Raw genomic sequence first — 16,758 nt, forward strand, 5'->3', positions numbered from 1 at the left:
GGCTGCGATCCCTGATTCCGATTACGAGGCATGAATGTCCGCAGCTGACGACACGCAACTGCTTGAACGCCTGTTGGCCGGCGAGCAAAAGGCCTACAAGGAACTGGTCGGCACCTACCAGAGCGCGATGCGCGCCGTGGCCTACGCCATTGTCGGCCAGCGCCATGCCGACGAAGTGGTGCAGGATGCCTGGTTGTCGGTGGTGCGCAACCTGGCCGGTTTCCAGGGGCGTTCCAGCCTCAAGACCTGGCTGTTGACCATCACCGCCAACTCGGCGAAAAGCCGCTACAAACAGAACCGCCGGGAAGTCCTGCTGGATGACTTGCCGTCCCCCCATGGCAGCATCGGCGACGAACGCTTTTCCCCGGCTGACGGTCACTGGCTGGTGGCGCCGTTCGCCTGGCACGCCGACACCCCGGAAGCCCTGCTCACCGAGGCCGAGTTGCGCGAATGCCTGGAGCACACCTTGGCGAGCCTGTCGGAACTGCAAGGCAGCGTGTTGACCCTGCGCGAGCGCCAGGGCCTGGAGCTGGAGGAGATCTGTAATCTTCTGGACATTTCCCTCTCCAATGTCCGGGTGCTGCTGCACCGGGCGCGGCTGAAGATTTTTGCCACCGTGGAGCACTTCGAGGAGACCGGCCAATGCTGACCTGCAAGGAACAAGTGGCACGCTCCAGCGACTATCTCGATGGTCAGCTGAGCTTTCGCCAGCGCCTGATCCAGCGCCATCACCTGTTGTTCTGCCCCAATTGCCGGCGTTTCCTGCGGCAGATGCGCCTGATGCAGGCCACCTTGCGCAAGATGCCGCAAGCGTCTGTCGCCGATATCGATGCGCTGGCCGAACGCCTGGCTGCCGAGCGCAAGAGCAACGCCTGATTTCCTCGACAATCCCCCCGTAGCCGCTGAAACCTCAAGAGCGCGACCGCTTCGCGCTCGATCGCAGGCTTCGCCAGCGGCTACACCAACGCCTGCAAGGCGTACGAATTCCTGTAGCCGCTGCCGCAGGCTGTGATAAGGCCGAAGGCCTTCAGCGATCTTGAAATCGCTGCGGCCGTTCTCCGAACGCAGCCTTTGGCAGCGGCTACATTGGATCCCGTTTTTTCCCGAATCCCCCGCCCAAGGCTCTAGTACAGGCTTTTTGCCTTATTTCGTTTGGAAGTAAAAAAGTTCCGCTGTCATCAAATCTTTATCTATCAGCAACTCCCCTGAAATAACCCGCCGCCAAGATTCCCTCCCAACACAAGCGGGCCTGACTCGCGTGTTTTTTCCAGCGCTACAGACCACCAATTAGGGGAAATCTTCGATGATCCGTAAGCACTTCGCCGGTTTTGCCGCCAGCGCCCTGGCCCTGGCAGTTACCGCCCAGGCTTTCGCTGGCACCGTCACCACCGATGGCGCCGATATCGTAGTCAAGACCAAGGGCGGCCTTGAGGTCGCCACCACAGACAAAGAGTTCAGCTTCAAGCTCGGTGGTCGCCTGCAAGCCGACTACAGCCGCTTCGACGGTGTCTACACCAAGAACGGTGACACCGCCGACGCCGCTTACTTCCGTCGCGCGTTCCTCGAACTGTCCGGTGTGCTGTACACCGACTGGGCCTACACCATCAACTACGACTTCTCCCACAACACCGGTGACTCCGATAACGGCTACTTCGACGAAGCCTCGCTGGCTTACAACGGCTTCAAGCCAGTGTCGATCAAGGTCGGTCGCTTCGACCCGGACTTCGGCCTGGAAAAAGCCACCAGCTCCAAGTGGGTGACCGCGCCGGAACGTAACATCGCCTACGACATGGTCGACTGGGCCAACACCCACCAGAACGGCCTGGGCCTGCAGGCTTCCAGCACCTTCGCCGATTCCTTCTATGCCTCGGCCGGCGTGTTCAGCAAGGACACCGACGACACCGACGGCGACAGCGTCAAGCAGGTCAACGGTCGCTTCGTCTTCGCTCCGATGCACGATGCCGGCAACGTCCTGCACTTCGGTGTGAACGTGGCTTCGCGTGATGTTTCCGACACCGCTTTCGACTCCCGTTATCGCACCCGCATGGGCATGCGTGGCGTCGAGACTTTGGGTGGTAACGATGCCGGCACCAACGGCAACCGTCCGGTGCTGGGCGGCAGCTCGACTTCGCCGGCCGGTTCCTTCGACCGCGACACCGCACTGGGTCTGGAAGCCGCGTTCGCCATGGGCCCGGCCTCGATCCAGGGTGAATACATCACCCGCAAGACCAAGGCTGATTCCAGCGCTTACGAAGACATCAAGGGCCACGGTTTCTATGTGCAGGGCGCCTACACCCTGACCGGCGAATCCCGCGGCTACAAGGTTGGCAAGTTCGACGCCATCAAGCCGGCCAACAAGGCCTTCGGCGCCTGGGAACTGTTCTATCGCTACGACAGCATGACCGTCGAAGACGACAACATCACCACCGCGAGCCTGACCCGCGACGTCGGCGATGCCGAAGTCAAGGTGCACAACCTGGGTGTGAACTGGTACGCCAACGAAGCGGTGAAAATCTCTGCCACCTACGTCAAGGCCAAGACCGACAAGGTCACCAACGCCACGGCCGCCAGCGGTGGTACTCCAGCCGCGCGTACCGGTGACGACGACGGCGACGGCTTCATCGTTCGCGCGCAATACGTGTTCTGATGTCGATGCACTCGCGGTAAAGAGCTCTTTCTCATCCGTTAAAGCTCCTTTCGTTTCAGCCCCGCTTCGGCGGGGCTTTTTTTTGCCCGGCTCCCGGCTAACGCCAGACCGGCAGCAGGTCGAAGCTGAACAGCAGGTGGGCCAGGGCGTTGGCCAGGCCGAACAGCAGCACCAGGACGATCATCGGCGTGCCGCCCCAGACCCGGTACAGCGGGCTGGCGAAGCGTTTGCGCGAGGCATGGGCGAGCAGGGCCGGGGTGATCACCGCCCAGACGGTCGCCGCCAGGCCGGCGAAGCCGATGGCGAGGATGAAGCCTTCCGGCCAGATCAGCGCGCAGCCGATCGGCGGAGCGAAGGTGATCAGCGCGCTTTTCAGGCGGCCCCGGGGGCTGTCGTCGAAGCCCAGGGAGTCGGCGATGTAGTCGAACAAGCCGAGGGTGACGCCGAGGAACGAACAGGCCACGGCAAAGTTGGAGAACAGGGTCAGCAGCAGGTCGACCCGGGCGCTGTTGAGCATGCCGCCCAGGGTGCTGATCAGCACATCGATGGTGCCGCCCTGGCGGGCGATGTCCTTGAACTGTTCGCGGGGCAGGGTGCCCATGGTGCAGAGCATCCACACCGTGTACAGGACCAGGGCGATCAGGGTGCCGATCAGCAGGCAGTTGCGGATGCGCTGCGGGTCCTTGCCGTAGTGCTTCATCAGGCTCGGTACGTTGCCGTGAAAGCCGAAGGAGGTCAGGCAGAACGGCAGGGTCATGAACAGATAGGGCAGGTAGTCCGGTTGTGGGTTGCCGCGATCGAGCAGGACTTGTGGCTGCACATGGCCGAGCAGGCCGCCGAAGGTCAGGAAGAAGGCAAGGATCTTGGCACCGAATACCAGGGTGGTGATGCGGCTGACCGCCGCGGTGCTGAGCCAGACCACCAGGGCCACCGCCAGGGCGAACAGCAGGCCGCCGTTGCGCGAGGAAATCTCCAGGCCCAGGGTGTGGGCGGTGTGGCGGATCACCGAGCCGCTGGCCGAGATGTAGGCGTAGGTCAGGATGTACAGGACGAACACCAGGGTGGCGCCGTTGAACAGGCTCCAGCGCCGGCCGATCAGGTCGCGGGTGATGGTCGAGAAGCTCGCCCCCGGCCGGTAGTTGAGGTTGGCTTCGAGAATCATCAGCCCCGAGTGCAGGGTGCAGAACCACGACAGCACCAGCACCGCGAGGGAGCCTTGGAACCACAGCCCCGACATCATCACCGGCAGCGAGAACATGCCCGCTCCGACAATGGTGCCGCCGATGATCATGGCGCCGCCGATGACCGAGGGCTGGCGTTCGGCGACCGTGCGATGGGAGGTTGAAGGGGATGAAGCGATGGACGTACCGCGCATGGCAAGGCCTGCAATGAAATTGTTATTGGAGGTAGCGAGGGTGCGCCTCGGGTAGCGGGAAACCGGCAGGCCGGCTCCCGCGCACCCGGGCGACGACTCAGCGCAGAGCCAGCAGGCGGCTCAGTTGCTGCGCCATTTGCAGCAGCCGGTCGTCCTGCCCGGGCAAGGCGTCGAACGACAGCCCGACTGGCAGGCTGCCGGCGGCGGCCACCGGCACGCTGACACTCGGCGCCGCCAGGTTGCTGGCCGGGTCGGTGTTGCGCACGAAACGCTCGAAATGCTCCTGGGCGCCGCTGTCGCTCAGCAGCGGCGCGGTGCAGCTGACGGTCGGGTAGGCGATCAGGTCGAGCCGGTGCTGCTGGAACAGCCCGGCGTATTCGCGATCCAGGCGGATCTTGCTCATCAAGGCCTGCACGTAGTCCTCATAGGAAATGGCCGGGCTCTCCAACTGCGCCATAAGGGTCTTCTTGATCTGTGGGTCGCGGATCTGCGCCAGGATCTCGAGGAACCGCTCGCCGCAGCCGGCCTTGAGCAGAAAGCGCGGGAAGTCGATGAAGAACTCGAAGATCGGCAGCGGGAACTGGATGCTTTCGTTGATCTCGCCGATCAGGCGGTCGTCCACCGGCACCATCTCCACACCCTGATCGGCCAGGCAATCGATCGCCGCGCGGCAATCGCCGTGCACCTTGCTCTCCAGCTCGGACCAGAAGAACTGCAGGGGAATGCCGATGCGCAGGCGCTTGGCTTCAGTCGGCGCGGCGCAGGAAGCGCCGGTCAGATGCCGATGCACGAACAGCGCGTCTTCCAGGCTGCGGGTCAGCAGGCCCGGCGAGTCCTTGGTCTGGGACACCGGGACAATGCCGTCGCCAGGGTAGACCCCGGTGCTCGGGCGGAAACCCACCACGCCGCAGAAGGCCGCGGGAATCCGCACCGAGCCGCCGGTGTCGGTGCCCACCGCGCAGGGCACCAGGCCGGCGGCCACGGCCGCGGCACAACCGCCGCTGCTGCCGCCGGCGCTGTGTTGCAGGTGGCGCGGATTGACCACCGCGCCGTAGCTCAGGTTGGCCGAGGTCACGCCGAACGACAGCTCATGCATGTTGTTCTTGCCGGCGACCCGCGCGCCCAGCGCCTTGAAGCGCTGGACGATACCGGCGTCCGCGGCCGGGTGGTAGTCGGCCAGGCCGGGCGTGCCGGCGGTGGTCGGCAGGCCGCTGGCATTGATGTTGTCCTTGAACGAAACCGGGATGCCGTAGAGCGGCGCCTGGCGCTGCTCTGGCGTACCGGTGTCGCCGCTGAATGCCTGCGGGGCGAAGCTGATGAAGCTGTTCAGGTGCCCGGCGTCGGCGTATTGCTCGAGCAGCGCGCGGTGCCAGGAGTCCAGGCAGAGCTTGCCCTGGCGAAACCCGTCAACGAGCGCTTCGATCGAAAGCTGGCTGTACATGAAAAAGTCTCAACGAAAGTCGGTGGGGGCCTGGGCTCAGCAATAGCGGAAGTGCGATTGCAGATCGAACAGCGGGTTGCCTTCGAGCAGTTCGCCACCGAGGCTGGCGATCACCGCGCAGGCGCTGTTCAGGGCGGTCTGCACCGCGCCTTCGGCCCAGCCGCCGGTAAACGAACTGCCGCAGCCGGCCAGGTACAGGCCGGTGTCCTGCTGCGGGTCGAGGGCGGTCTTGAACTGGTAGAACAGGCGCTGGGAGTACAGGTCGTCGCCCGGGAAATTCAGCTTGAAGGCGCCCAGGGCCTGCTTGTCGGTGAGCCAGTCATATTCCAGTACGTAACGCTGGTAGTCGCCGTCCAGCGGCACCAGGTGGCGGGCGAACTCCGGCGAGCTCATCGCCAGTTCGTCCACCAGGCGCTTGCAGCGCTGGACCTTGTCGGTCATCGAAACCATTTTGTGCGAGTCGTCTTCCCAGGTGTAACTGATCAGCACCACACCCCAGGAGTCGGGATCCTGCGGGGCGTAGTCCAGGCAGTAGACGCCCTTGACCAGGGTGTCGGTCTGGATGTTCTGCGCCAGGCCATGTTTGAGCCAGAACTTGTCGCGGGTCAGGATGAACAGCTTGGACGAGCCGACCATGTGGGTTTCGTTGATCGCCCGGGCGACATCGCGATTGACGAACTGCTCGGCCTGGGTCAGGCGCATGTTGACTTGCAGGGCGCGGGTGGTGGCGGTGGTGATCACCCGGTCGCAGCCATAGGTTTCACCGTTGCAGCCCTGCAGCAGGATCTGCCCGTCGGCGCCCTTGCTGATGGATTCGATGCGGGTGCGACAGATCCGGTCGCGCAGGGCGATGCCATGGAATTCCTCGTCGGCGATCCGCTCCCAGAGCGTGGAAATGCCGTTGGGCACCAGCCGTTGGTTGACCTCGAAGGCGTTGATCACCAGGCGCAGGATCTCGGTGAACGAGGCCCGGTACACCGACTGGAAACCACCCGAACCGATGCCCAGGGAACCGAACAGGTGGAAGTCTTCCGGCTTGCGCCAGCGTTTGCCGCCCGGCGGTTTTTTCGAGGTGAAGATCTGCACCATGGCCGAGTAGAAAGAGTGATCGCCAAAGCAGTCCAGGTAGCGTTGCCACTCCGGCTGCACCTCGGCGTACTGCTGTTTTTCCAGCAGCTCGGTGAGCAGCAGCGGCGGCGCCAGGAAGGTGCCGTCGTCCAGGCGCACACCCTCCTTGAGAAAGGCGTTCCAGCCGCGGTGCACGGTGTTGAAGATCGGCGGCGGATTCTCCCCGGCCGGCCAGTGGTGGGTTTCGCCGCGGTAGTGGATTTCGGTGTCGACCACGCCAGGGTCGGGGAAGGCCTCGGTGGTGCCGATGCCGAAGCGGTCCAGGTAATGGAACAGGCCGACTTCGCTCGGCGGGAAACGCATGGCGCCCATCTCGGCGATGAACTGCGGTTGTGTTTCGTCGAAGCACTGGGTCAGGAAACGCCCGCCAAGGTGGTCTTTCGAAGCTTCGAACAGGGTGATGCGGGTGGCGCCGGCGCGCAGCAGTTCATAGGCCGCGATCAGGCCGCTGAGGCCGGCGCCGACGATGCCGATGTGCTTGTCGGCGATCACCGGTGGCAGGTGACCGATGGCCTGGGTGGCACGGCGCAGGAATTGCCCATAGTCGTACAACAGGTCGATGTTGGGGAACGAGCGGGTGCCTTGGGTTTCTTCGAAACCGGAGTGGGAGGAGTTCACAGGTAAGGGTCTCGGAAATCAGATGATGAGCTGCAGGCTTTCAAACGCGCGGGACGGATTGAGCAGGAGGACTTTCTTGCGCTGGATTTTCCACTGGCCGGCGAGGCACAGCAGTTGGTGCTCCACGGTCACCGGGTAATGCCATTCGTTGTCGCCACGGGCCTCGCAATACAGCATGGGGGTCAGGCAACGGGCGCTGAGGCCGTCCGGGTCGAGGCTGATCGCCGGTCGCTGGGCAATGTGCAGGCTGCGGCTCTTGGGCTGCTGCGAGAAATTGCGGGCGCTGGCCAGGCGGTTGATGCGCAGGGTGGTGAGGAAGCGGTCCTCATACAGCAGGGAGGATTCGCGCAACGGGCAGGGTTGATCGTGGCGCAGCGGAATCCAGTAGTGGAAGTCGTCGCACAGCAGTTGTTGCCAGGCGTCGAAATCCTGTTGGTCGAGAAGCGCGATCTCTTGGTAGATCAGCTGTTCGAGGGGCGAGTTATCCATGGGCGGTCGATCCGTCTGGGGCCTGCATCAGCTGCTGCCAGGTGTTGTAGAAGTTGCGCATGGCCCGTTCGCTGGTGCCGGACACCACCTGGGTCTGCTCATGGGATTCGCCCGGTTCGAACAGGCGGGCGACATTCACCCAGTCGTTGGCCTGGCTGCGCAGCCCGTCCATGGCCCGTTCGTACATCTCCACGTCGTCGTGGGCGACCATCGAGCATGGCGAGTTGATCAGGTTGTTGTACTGCACGGTTCTTTCCAGCAGCTGCACCGGCGCGCCCACCAGTTCGAAGATCCACGACTCGACCACGGTTTCGCAGGCCGAGATCGGGCGGATCACCCGCAGAGTCTGGATCGGTCCCTTGACCATCAGGTTGGGGAAATACACGGTGTTGTGCCGGGTATCGTCGAGGATCGCCGCGGCCTGGGTTTCGCCGTAGCTCTCGACCATCAGCTCCCAGTAACCGGGAATACTGGAGTAGGCCTTGTGGATCGAGTTGCTGACGCCGGTGTGGCCGTGGCCGTTGGGCCAGGTGCGGATGCCCATGGCGCTGAAGAACTCGTAGGACGCCATGAACGGCGAGAACAGTTCCACGGCCATCGGCGGCTGGCCGTCGTGCCCGGTTTCCTTCCACAGGCGAATGGCTTCGCCGGCCGAGGATTCATGGGCGACCATCGGGTGGCAGGTGTCGGTCTGGTTGTCGACCACCATCTTCCAGTTGCAGCGATGGCGGTGCAGCAAGGGCTGGCCGATGGCGCGCAACTGCCCCTGGGGCGAGCGCATGACCATGTTGTCCAGGGTCGACAGCGAGTCGCCGAAGAACTCGCTGAAGCCGACGCCCTGTTCCTTCAGGCGCACGAACACGAAGCCCCGGTAGTTCTCCACCGCGGCCACCGGCTGCATGCCCTTGTGGGCGGCGCAGCTGCTGAGGTCGCAGTCGTCGTATTCCTTTTTCACCGGGATGCTCAGCAGCTGGCCGTCGGTCTTGAAGGTCCAGGCGTGATAGGGGCAGCGGATAAAGCGCCCGACATTGCCTTGCGGCTCGGCCAGCACTTTCACGCCCTTGTGCGGGCAGCGGTTGTGCAGCACGACGATCTCGCCGTTTTTCTGCCGGACCATGGCCAGCGGTTGGCCGGCGATGTCGCCGGTGAAGAAGTCGCCGGTTTCCGGGACCAGGCTTTCATGGCCCAGGTAGCACCAGCTGGCGGCGAATACCTGTTGTTGTTCTCGCTCGAAGAGCGACGGATCAAGGAACAGCGTGCGATGCACTTCCTTGCCGTTGAAGTAGTTGTCCAACGAGGTTCTCTCTTTAGATGACCAGTTTCAGGCTTGGGCCTTTGGCCCGGGATACGCAGGGGTAGATCTTGTTGCTGCAGGCGGCCTGCTGCGGGCTCATGATGAAATCGCGGTGATCGACTTCACCTTCCAGCACGTCCAGTTCGCACACTCCGCATTCGCCGCGACGGCAGTCGTAGAGCGGCTCCAGGCCGGCCTCTTCGAGGGCGTCGAGCAGGGACTGGCCGGGCTGCACCTGCAGGTCGATACCGGAATCCGCGGCATGCACGGCGAAGCCGGGTTCGTCTTCCGCCAGGGTGGTGTTGAAGATTTCGAAATGGATGCGTTCGCGAGGAAAACCCAGGCTCTGGGCATGGCTGAACACGTCGTTGAGCATGGCTTGCGGGCCGCACACATACAGGCGGTCCCGGGGTTGCAGCTGGCCCAGCACCGCGGCCACCGACGGGCGCCCCTCGGCCGAGTCGGAGCAGTGCAGGCTCAGGCTGTCCTGCAACAGCTCGCGCATCTGCGCGGCGTAGGCCGCATCGTCCGCGCTCTTGGCGAAATAGTGCAGTCGCGCCGGGCGCTGTCGGGCTCGCAGATGCCCGAGAATGCCGGTCAACGGGGTGATGCCGATGCCGCCGGCGAGGGCGATGTCGGCGCCCTCACTGTCGTCCAGTTGGTAGTCGAAGGCGTTGAATGGACCGTCGAGCCGCACCTGATCGCCGACCTTCAACTGGCGGATGTAAGTACTGCTGGGCGAGTCGGGGTTCAGGCGGATGGCGAACACCAGGCTGCCCTGGGGCAGCTCATGTTCGGCCAGCTCGACCCGGGAGTAGTGACGCCATTGCTCGAGCGTGGGAATCCACCATTTGAAGTGGGCCCCGGCGGTGGCTTCGCAGGGGGCCGGCACAAGAGGCGCCAGAGTGATTTCCTTGATGCTTGGCGAGAGCATCAGGCACTGGGTGATCTGGTAATTCATGGGGTGACTCGCTGTCAGCTTAACGGTGTTTCATGCAGGTACAGCCACTGGGCCGAGTGCTCATGGATCCGGATCACCACCACCGAGAGGCGCGAGGTTTCCTTCTGCTCCAGGCGATGGGTTTCCTTGTAGCGGATCGCCGCGCTGTGACCTTCATGCCAGACGGTGTGCATGTCGCTGACGATGATCTCCAGGCCGGGGCGGGCACCGACGGCGCCGCGGAACATCTGTTCGACCTGCTCGCGGCTGACGATGGCGCCGGCGGTGGTGACCATGCTGAAGTGCTCGGCGAAGGCCGGCAGCAGGCGGTCGATGGCGGCGGCGCCGTTGCCGTCCTGGTCGGTGAAGACCGCGTGGATCAGCTCGTGGACCGCATGGATGCTGTGTTTGGCCTGTTCAACGATTGTGTTGTGCATGACATTCCTTTTGCGTGGTCAGGTTGCTCATCTGCAACAGGGGTAACAGACCCATCACCGCCGCGATGACGAAGGTCAGGTGATAGGCCGGGGTAGACGCCAGGCTGGCGAGCAGCAGGTTGTAGATCATCAGGAACAGCGCGGCGCCGATGCTGAAGGACATCTGCCGGTTGATGTTCCAGATCACGCTGCCCTTGTGGGTATCGGCACCTTCGAAGTCCATCAGCGAAGTGGTTTGCGCGGTGTTGGCGCCGATGCCGCCGCCGATGCCCATCAGGCAGTAGGCGATGACGATGATCGGCAGGTCGGCGGCGCTGTCGACCAGATACAGGGTGGCGATGCCGGCGCTGTGCAGGAGCATGCCGAGGGTGAACAGGCGCCGGGCGCCGAAGCGGTTGTAGACCCGGCCGCAGACCAGCATGGCGATGAAGGCGCCGCTGGCGTAGAGGATCATGAACATGCCGGTCAGCCTGGCGCTGAAGTGCAGGCTGTTCTGCAGGAAGAAGATGCTCAGCAGGTTGACCCCGGTGAACACCCCGGGAATCGCGTAGTAGATGAAGATCGAGGTGCTGAGCTTCTTGCTCTTGAGCAGGCTCAACTCGACGATGGCGTTGTCGCAGCGGCGGTAGTGTAGGACATACAGCACCACGCAGGTGACGCCCAGCATCAGGCAGCCCAGGGCGGCCAGCGGCGGGTAGTCGCCGCCGTACAGCGACATGCCCATCAGCAGGTTGCCCAGGGCCGCGCTGACCAGCAGCAGGCCCTTGATGTCCGGGCGCGCCAGGCTGGCGGACCGGGCTTCCTTGATCCACAGCCAGGACAGGGCGGCGGCGATCAGCGAGAACGGAATGTTGCTGTGGAACACCCAGCGCCAGGAGCTGCTGTCGACGATCACGCCGCCGATGGTCGGCGAGATGGCCGGGGCGATCAGGGCGACGGCCATTACCAGGGTGGAGATCTTGGCCCGCTGCGGGCCCTGGAACAGATTGAAGGTCAGGGCCTGGCCCACCGGGATCAGCAAGCCGCCGCCGATGCCCTGGACGAAGCGCCAGATCACCAGCTCATGGAAGCTGCCGGCCATCCCGCACATCCACACGGCGGTGCTGAACACCAGCATCGAGGCGGTGAGGGTTTCGCGGCTGCCGAAACGTCCGGCCAGCCAGGTGCTTACCGGAATGATCAGGGTCAGGCCGAGAATATAGGCATTGGCCACCCAGGCCACGGATGAAGTCGAGACGTGCATATCATGGGCAATACTCGGTAAAGCCACGGCCGACATGAATATGTTTATACAGTCGATAAAGAATCCGATGAGGAATATAAGAGCCACTTTGTAGCGATAAGTCATATGATCTCCCTTTTGCGGCGGGATCATAGGAGCGATAGACCGAGGGTGTCGATACGCCTATACTTGAAACATTGTTTGATGGAATTTGACAATGATTTACAACACGGTGAGCTATAACATGCACACGCATCTAAATCGCGTCCAGACATTCCTGGCGGTTGTCGATTTCGGTTCCTATACCAAGGCGGCCAACTACCTGTGCATCAGCAAAGCCATGGCCAGCCTGCATGTCAAGGCGCTCGAGGAAGTTTTGTCGGCAACCCTGTTGATCCGCAATACCCGCAATATATCCCTGACGGAAATAGGCCAGGACTTTTATAACGAGTTCAAGGGCATTGTCGCGGATATCGACAATGCCTTCGAAAATGTCCTGCATGGGCATAATCGTATTTCCGGAAAGTTGCGTTTCAGTTCAACTAGCGAGTATGGCGAGCGCTATATACTGCCGATCATTTCCAAGTTCACCGAACGTTATCCGGAGATCCGTCTTTGTTATAACTTCAACTCTTCGTTGAATGATCTGGTGGCGGAAAAACTCGACCTGGTGATTCGCCTGGGCAACCTCGCCGACTCGGCTTTCAAGAGCCGCAAGCTGGCTGATTACGACATCGTCCTGGTGGCCAGCCCGGACTTTCTGGCGCGCCATCCGGTGGTCGAGCCCCTGGACCTGAACAGCGTGCCGTGGATCGCCAACAGCAACCTGCAAGGGCCCACCAACTGGACCCTGAGCCACCCGCAACTGGGCCAGGTCGAAGTCAACGGGCCCAATCATTTCGAGTCCAATTCCTCCACCGCCATCCGCGCCATGACCCTGTCGTCCCTGGGGGTGTCGGTACTGCCCGGCTGGGTGGTCGAGGACGACCTGGCGAGCGGCCGGCTGGTGCGCCTGCTGCCCGACTACGCCTTGCCTTCGCAGTCGGTGAACGTGGTGTTTCCCAACAGTTCGCACCTGCCGCACAAGTCGCGGGCGTTCATCGATTTCCTGTTGCTGCACCTGGGGCAGTGATCGGCGATACTCGGCGCGTTCGTGGACACACTTGCGGGGAACCCAATGCCGTTGCAATCCTTGACCAGCCTGGCCGCCGTCGATCCGCAGCAATGGGACGGCCTGCTCAGTGACGGCCAGCCATTTCTGCGCCACGCCTTTCTCAGCACGCTGGAAGACAGCGGCAGCCTCGGCCCGCGTTCCGGCTGGCAGGCCGAGCACCTGCTGCATGTGCAAGACGGGCGCCTGATCGCGGCGTTGCCCTGCTACCGCAAGTGGCATTCCTACGGCGAGTACGTGTTCGACCATGGCTGGGCCGACGCTTGCGCCCGGGCCGGCATCGAGTATTACCCCAAGCTGTTGAGCGCCGTGCCCTTCAGCCCGGTCAGCGGCGCGCGGCTGCTGGCGGCGACCCTGGAGGATGGCCTCGAACTGCTGCAAAGCCTGCCCGGTTACCTGGAGATCGAAGGGCTCTCCAGCGCCCACATCAACTTCACCGACGCCTTTACCGATGCCGCCCTGGCCGGGCAAGACGGCTGGTTGCAGCGCCTGGGTTGCCAGTTCCATTGGCAGAACCGCGGCTATCGGGACTTCCAGGACTTTCTCGATAGCCTCAGCTCGCGCAAGCGCAAACAGATGCGCAAGGAGCGCGAACAGGTGGCGGGGCAGGGCATCGAGTTCGAGTGGCTCGAAGGCCGGCAGCTCAGCGAAGCGCAGTGGGATTTTGTCTACGCCTGTTACGCCAACACTTATGCGGTGCGGCGCCAGTCACCCTACCTGACCCGGGCCTTTTTCAGCCTGCTGGCCGAACGCATGCCCGAGGCCATCCGCGTGGTGCTGGCCAAGCAGAACGCCAGGCCGGTGGCCATGGCCTTCAGCCTGATCGGTGGCGACAGTTTCTACGGGCGTTACTGGGGCTGCCTGGCGGAGTTCGATCGCCTGCATTTCGAAACCTGTTTTTACCAGGGCATGGACTACGCCATCGCCCAGGGCATGCAGCGTTTCGACGCCGGGGCCCAGGGCGAGCACAAGTTGATTCGGGGCTTCGAGCCGGTGATTACCCGGTCCTGGCACTACCTGCGCCACCCCGGCTTGAAAGCGGCGGTGGAGGATTTTCTCCGGCAGGAGCGGGCGGGCGTGCTGGCTTACGCCGAAGAGGCGAGGGCCGCGCTGCCGTATCGGCAGGCGTGACCCTCGGGGTGGTTTTCAGCTGTCTTCCTTGCCCAGCCAGCGATAGATACCGCCGCCGACCACCGCGCCGAGAATCGGCGCCAGCCAGAACAGCCACAGTTGCTGGATCGCCCAGCCACCGACGATCAAGGCCGGCCCGGTGCTGCGCGCCGGGTTGACCGAGGTGTTGGTCACCGGGATCGAGATCAGGTGGATCAGCGTCAGCGCCAGGCCGATGGCGATCGGCGCGAAGCCCACCGGCGCGCGTTTATCGGTGGCGCCGAGGATGATCACCACGAACATCCCGGTCATCACCAGCTCGCTGACAAAACCCGCCGCCAGTGAATAGCCTCCCGGCGAATGTTCGCCATAGCCGTTGGAGGCCAGCCCGCTGGCCAGCTCGAAGCCCGGCTTGCCGCTGGCGATGAAGTAAAGCAGCGCCGCGGCGATCACCCCGCCTAGCACTTGCGCGATGACATAGGCGGGCAGTTCCTTGAGCGGAAAACGCCCGCCGACCACCAGGCCGACGGACACCGCGGGGTTGAGATGGCAGCCGGAGATATGGCCGATGGCGAAGGCCATCGTCAGGACGGTAAGACCGAAGGCCAGCGCCACGCCGAGCAGGCCGATGCCGACCTCCGGGAACGCGGCCGCCAGTACGGCGCTGCCACAACCACCCAACACCAGCCAGAAGGTACCTAACAACTCAGTGACTGAACGCTTGAACAGAGACATGAAGTTATCCTTTTAGGTCGACTATCGATGCGATAAAGCCGTGATGCAGCCATGCAGGCTGGCTGCAGGCCCTGGTCCAGAACCTAGGCTCAGTACAGCAGGCTTTTTTTACAAATCCAGTGCGAAAAAAAACGCCAGGGCCCGAGGTAAAGGGCCCTGGCGTTTTGTGTAGCCGCTGCCGAAGGCTGCGATCGACCGCGCAGCGGTCGTAAATCTTGCAACCTTGGTCTGCCTGAAGGAGCGCATTCACCGGTTTGCGACTGCTTCGCAGTCGATCGCAGCCTCGCAGGCTCGACAGCGGCTACAGGGCTACGGTCAGTCGATACCGACAAAACCTCCGGTCTGGTGCTGCCACAAACGCGCATACAGGCCACCGTGGGCCAACAGCTCGGCATGGCTGCCGGTCTCGGCGATGCGGCCTTTTTCCAGGACCACCAGGCGGTCCATGCGGGCGATGGTCGAGAGCCGGTGGGCGATGGCGATCACGGTCTTGCCCTGCATCAGGGTCTCCAGGCTTTCCTGGATCGCCGCCTCGACTTCCGAGTCCAGGGCCGATGTAGCTTCGTCCATGATCAGGATCGGCGCATCCTTGAGCAGCACCCGGGCAATGGCGATGCGCTGGCGCTGGCCGCCGGAGAGTTTCACCCCGCGTTCGCCGACATGGGCATCGAAGCCGGTGCGGCCCTGGGCGTCGGAGAGCAGCGGGATGAACTCGTCGGCGCGGGCCTTGCGCACCGCTTCCCAGAGTTCCTCGTCGGTGGCGTCGGGCTTGCCGTAGAGCAGGTTGTCGCGGATCGAACGGTGCAGCAGCGAGGTGTCCTGGGTGATCATGCCGATCCGTTCGCGCAGGCTTTCCTGGGTCACGTCGGCGATGTTCTGGTTGTCGATCAGGATGCGCCCGCTCTCCAGGTCATAGAGCCGCAGCAACAGGTTGACCAGGGTCGACTTGCCGGCGCCGGACGGGCCGATCAGGCCGATCTTTTCCCCGGGCCGGATGGTCAGGTTGAGGTCGCTGATGACCCCGGTCTTTTTCCCGTAGTGGAAATCCACATGCTCGAAACGCACCTCGCCGCTGGCCACCGCCAGGCGTGGCGCCTGCTCGCGGTCGCTGACGCTGATGGGCTGGGCGATGGTCTGCCGGCCGTCCTGGACCATGCCGATGTTCTCGAAGATGCCGTTGACCACCCACATGATCCAGCCGGACATGTTGACGATGCGGATCACCAGGCCGGTGGCCAGGGCGATGGCGCCGACCGAGATCAGCGACTGGGTCCACAGCCACAGGGCCAGGCCCGTGGTGGAAACGATCAGCAGGCCGTTCATGGCGGTGATCACCACGTCCATGCTGGTGATGACGCGCCCGGCCAGCTGGCTTTTCTCGGTCTGCTCGCCGATGGCCTCGCGCGCGTAGTTCTGCTCGAAGTGGGTGTGGGCGAACAGCTTGAGGGTGGTGATGTTGGTGTAGCCGTCGACGATCCTGCCGACCAGCTTGGAGTTGGCGTCCGAGGAAATCACCGAACGTTCCTTGACCCGCGGCACGAAGTACCAGAGCGCGCCGATGTAGCTGGCGATCCAGATCAGCAGCGGGATCATCAGGTGCCAGTCGGCCTCGGCGAACAGCACCAGGGAGCTGACCGCGTAGATCAGTACGTGCCACAGCGCGTCCACCGCCTGCACCGCCGAGTCGCGCAGCGAGTTGCCGGTCTGCATGATGCGCTGGGCGATGCGTCCGGCGAAGTCGTTCTGGAAGAAGTTCAGGCTCTGCTTGAGCACATAACTGTGGTTCTGCCAGCGAATCAGGCTGGTCATGCCTGGGCTGATGGTCTGATGCACCAGCAGGTCGTGCAGGGCGACGAACAGTGGGCGAAAGATCAGCGCGACCACCGCCATCCAGGCCAGCTCGAGGCCGTGGGTCTTGAAGATCTCGACATTGGGCGTGCCCTGGGCCAGGTCGATGATCGTGCTCAGGTAGCTGAACAGCGACACCTCGATCAGCGCGACGAACAGGCCGACCACCAGCAGGGCGACGAAGCTCGGCCAGACCTGCTTGATGTAATAGAGATAGAAGGGCAGTACGCGGTTGGGGGGAGCGGCAGTGGGAGCGTCGCGGAAAATATCGATCAGTTGTTCAAAACGACGATAGAGCATGGG

15 protein-coding genes are annotated in these 16,758 nt (G+C 63.2%); 5 read left to right on the forward strand and 10 right to left on the reverse strand.

Features of this window, described 5'->3' with window-relative positions; translation table 11 throughout:
• The first annotated feature begins 34 nt into the window (after window positions 1-34).
• From H0I86_RS07375 to H0I86_RS07385, 3 genes are all read left to right on the forward strand, one after another.
• The gene (locus tag H0I86_RS07375; protein WP_180924540.1) at window positions 35-649 is read left to right on the forward strand and encodes an RNA polymerase sigma factor; all 615 of its coding nucleotides are present in this window, start codon (window positions 35-37) and stop codon (window positions 647-649) included.
• On the forward strand, window positions 643-876 hold the full coding sequence (locus tag H0I86_RS07380; RefSeq protein ID WP_180924541.1) for an anti-sigma factor family protein: 234 nt from the start codon (window positions 643-645) through the stop codon (window positions 874-876). The genes H0I86_RS07375 and H0I86_RS07380 overlap by 7 nt, the downstream gene beginning before the upstream one ends.
• Before the next feature lie 427 nt (window positions 877-1,303).
• Complete coding sequence (locus tag H0I86_RS07385) at window positions 1,304-2,647, forward strand: OprO/OprP family phosphate-selective porin (RefSeq protein WP_124310563.1); 1,344 nt, start codon at window positions 1,304-1,306, stop codon at window positions 2,645-2,647.
• Between the two features lie 97 nt (window positions 2,648-2,744).
• On the opposite strand, the gene mtr is transcribed toward H0I86_RS07385, so the two are convergent.
• The 8 genes from mtr to H0I86_RS07425 form a co-directional block, all read right to left on the reverse strand.
• Complete coding sequence (mtr, locus tag H0I86_RS07390; RefSeq protein ID WP_180924542.1) at window positions 2,745-4,022, reverse strand: tryptophan permease; 1,278 nt, start codon at window positions 4,020-4,022, stop codon at window positions 2,745-2,747.
• A 97-nt stretch (window positions 4,023-4,119) separates the two neighbouring features.
• Window positions 4,120-5,463 carry an amidase family protein gene (locus H0I86_RS07395; protein ID WP_180924543.1) on the reverse strand — a complete coding sequence of 448 codons (1,344 nt, stop codon included), beginning with the start codon at window positions 5,461-5,463 and terminating at the stop codon, window positions 4,120-4,122.
• 36 nt (window positions 5,464-5,499) lie between these two features.
• Window positions 5,500-7,209 (reverse strand): NAD(P)/FAD-dependent oxidoreductase, encoded by a 1,710-nt coding sequence (locus H0I86_RS07400; protein ID WP_180924544.1) that lies wholly within the window; start codon window positions 7,207-7,209, stop codon window positions 5,500-5,502.
• 18 nt (window positions 7,210-7,227) lie between these two features.
• Entirely contained in the window at window positions 7,228-7,698 is a 471-nt protein-coding gene (locus tag H0I86_RS07405) for an aromatic-ring-hydroxylating dioxygenase subunit beta (RefSeq protein ID WP_180924545.1), read from the reverse strand.
• The gene (locus tag H0I86_RS07410) at window positions 7,691-8,992 is read right to left on the reverse strand and encodes a Rieske 2Fe-2S domain-containing protein (RefSeq protein WP_180924546.1); all 1,302 of its coding nucleotides are present in this window, start codon (window positions 8,990-8,992) and stop codon (window positions 7,691-7,693) included. Before H0I86_RS07410 ends, H0I86_RS07405 begins: the two co-directional genes overlap by 8 nt.
• Before the next feature lie 13 nt (window positions 8,993-9,005).
• Complete coding sequence (locus H0I86_RS07415) at window positions 9,006-9,953, reverse strand: flavin reductase family protein (protein ID WP_180924547.1); 948 nt, start codon at window positions 9,951-9,953, stop codon at window positions 9,006-9,008.
• Between the two features lie 14 nt (window positions 9,954-9,967).
• Window positions 9,968-10,369 (reverse strand): DUF4440 domain-containing protein, encoded by a 402-nt coding sequence (locus tag H0I86_RS07420; RefSeq protein WP_180924548.1) that lies wholly within the window; start codon window positions 10,367-10,369, stop codon window positions 9,968-9,970.
• Entirely contained in the window at window positions 10,350-11,717 is a 1,368-nt protein-coding gene (locus tag H0I86_RS07425) for an MFS transporter (protein ID WP_180924549.1), read from the reverse strand. The genes H0I86_RS07420 and H0I86_RS07425 overlap by 20 nt, the downstream gene beginning before the upstream one ends.
• A 118-nt stretch (window positions 11,718-11,835) precedes the next feature.
• On the opposite strand from H0I86_RS07425, the gene H0I86_RS07430 reads away from it, so the two are divergent.
• Together H0I86_RS07430 and H0I86_RS07435 are read left to right on the forward strand one after the other, a co-directional pair.
• The gene (locus H0I86_RS07430; RefSeq protein WP_180924550.1) at window positions 11,836-12,723 is read left to right on the forward strand and encodes a LysR family transcriptional regulator; all 888 of its coding nucleotides are present in this window, start codon (window positions 11,836-11,838) and stop codon (window positions 12,721-12,723) included.
• 45 nt (window positions 12,724-12,768) lie between these two features.
• Window positions 12,769-13,893, forward strand: coding sequence for a GNAT family N-acetyltransferase (locus tag H0I86_RS07435; RefSeq protein WP_180924551.1), 1,125 nt, complete (start codon window positions 12,769-12,771; stop codon window positions 13,891-13,893).
• Between the two features lie 15 nt (window positions 13,894-13,908).
• On the opposite strand, the gene aqpZ is transcribed toward H0I86_RS07435, so the two are convergent.
• Together aqpZ and H0I86_RS07445 are read right to left on the reverse strand one after the other, a co-directional pair.
• Window positions 13,909-14,607 (reverse strand): aquaporin Z, encoded by a 699-nt coding sequence (gene aqpZ, locus H0I86_RS07440; RefSeq protein ID WP_009047606.1) that lies wholly within the window; start codon window positions 14,605-14,607, stop codon window positions 13,909-13,911.
• 315 nt (window positions 14,608-14,922) lie between these two features.
• Complete coding sequence (locus H0I86_RS07445) at window positions 14,923-16,755, reverse strand: ABC transporter ATP-binding protein (RefSeq protein WP_180924552.1); 1,833 nt, start codon at window positions 16,753-16,755, stop codon at window positions 14,923-14,925.
• Between the last annotated feature and the right edge of the window lie 3 nt (window positions 16,756-16,758).

It is taken from the genome of Pseudomonas chlororaphis subsp. aurantiaca (assembly GCF_013466605.1).
GTDB lineage: Bacteria > Pseudomonadota > Gammaproteobacteria > Pseudomonadales > Pseudomonadaceae > Aquipseudomonas > Aquipseudomonas chlororaphis_I.

Excerpts from the sequence above, each read along its gene's own strand:
- H0I86_RS07375 (WP_180924540.1), top strand. The coding sequence starts at position 35 with ATGTCCGCAGCTGACGACACGCAACTGCTTGAACGCCTGTTGGCCGGC.
- H0I86_RS07380 (WP_180924541.1), top strand. The coding sequence starts at position 643 with ATGCTGACCTGCAAGGAACAAGTGGCACGCTCCAGCGACTATCTCGAT.
- H0I86_RS07385 (WP_124310563.1), top strand. The coding sequence starts at position 1,304 with ATGATCCGTAAGCACTTCGCCGGTTTTGCCGCCAGCGCCCTGGCCCTG.
- mtr (WP_180924542.1), bottom strand. The coding sequence starts at position 4,022 with ATGCGCGGTACGTCCATCGCTTCATCCCCTTCAACCTCCCATCGCACG.
- H0I86_RS07395 (WP_180924543.1), bottom strand. The coding sequence starts at position 5,463 with ATGTACAGCCAGCTTTCGATCGAAGCGCTCGTTGACGGGTTTCGCCAG.
- H0I86_RS07405 (WP_180924545.1), bottom strand. The coding sequence starts at position 7,698 with ATGGATAACTCGCCCCTCGAACAGCTGATCTACCAAGAGATCGCGCTT.
- H0I86_RS07415 (WP_180924547.1), bottom strand. The coding sequence starts at position 9,953 with ATGAATTACCAGATCACCCAGTGCCTGATGCTCTCGCCAAGCATCAAG.
- H0I86_RS07420 (WP_180924548.1), bottom strand. The coding sequence starts at position 10,369 with ATGCACAACACAATCGTTGAACAGGCCAAACACAGCATCCATGCGGTC.
- H0I86_RS07425 (WP_180924549.1), bottom strand. The coding sequence starts at position 11,717 with ATGACTTATCGCTACAAAGTGGCTCTTATATTCCTCATCGGATTCTTT.
- H0I86_RS07430 (WP_180924550.1), top strand. The coding sequence starts at position 11,836 with ATGCACACGCATCTAAATCGCGTCCAGACATTCCTGGCGGTTGTCGAT.
- H0I86_RS07435 (WP_180924551.1), top strand. The coding sequence starts at position 12,769 with ATGCCGTTGCAATCCTTGACCAGCCTGGCCGCCGTCGATCCGCAGCAA.
- aqpZ (WP_009047606.1), bottom strand. The coding sequence starts at position 14,607 with ATGTCTCTGTTCAAGCGTTCAGTCACTGAGTTGTTAGGTACCTTCTGG.
- H0I86_RS07445 (WP_180924552.1), bottom strand. The coding sequence starts at position 16,755 with ATGCTCTATCGTCGTTTTGAACAACTGATCGATATTTTCCGCGACGCT.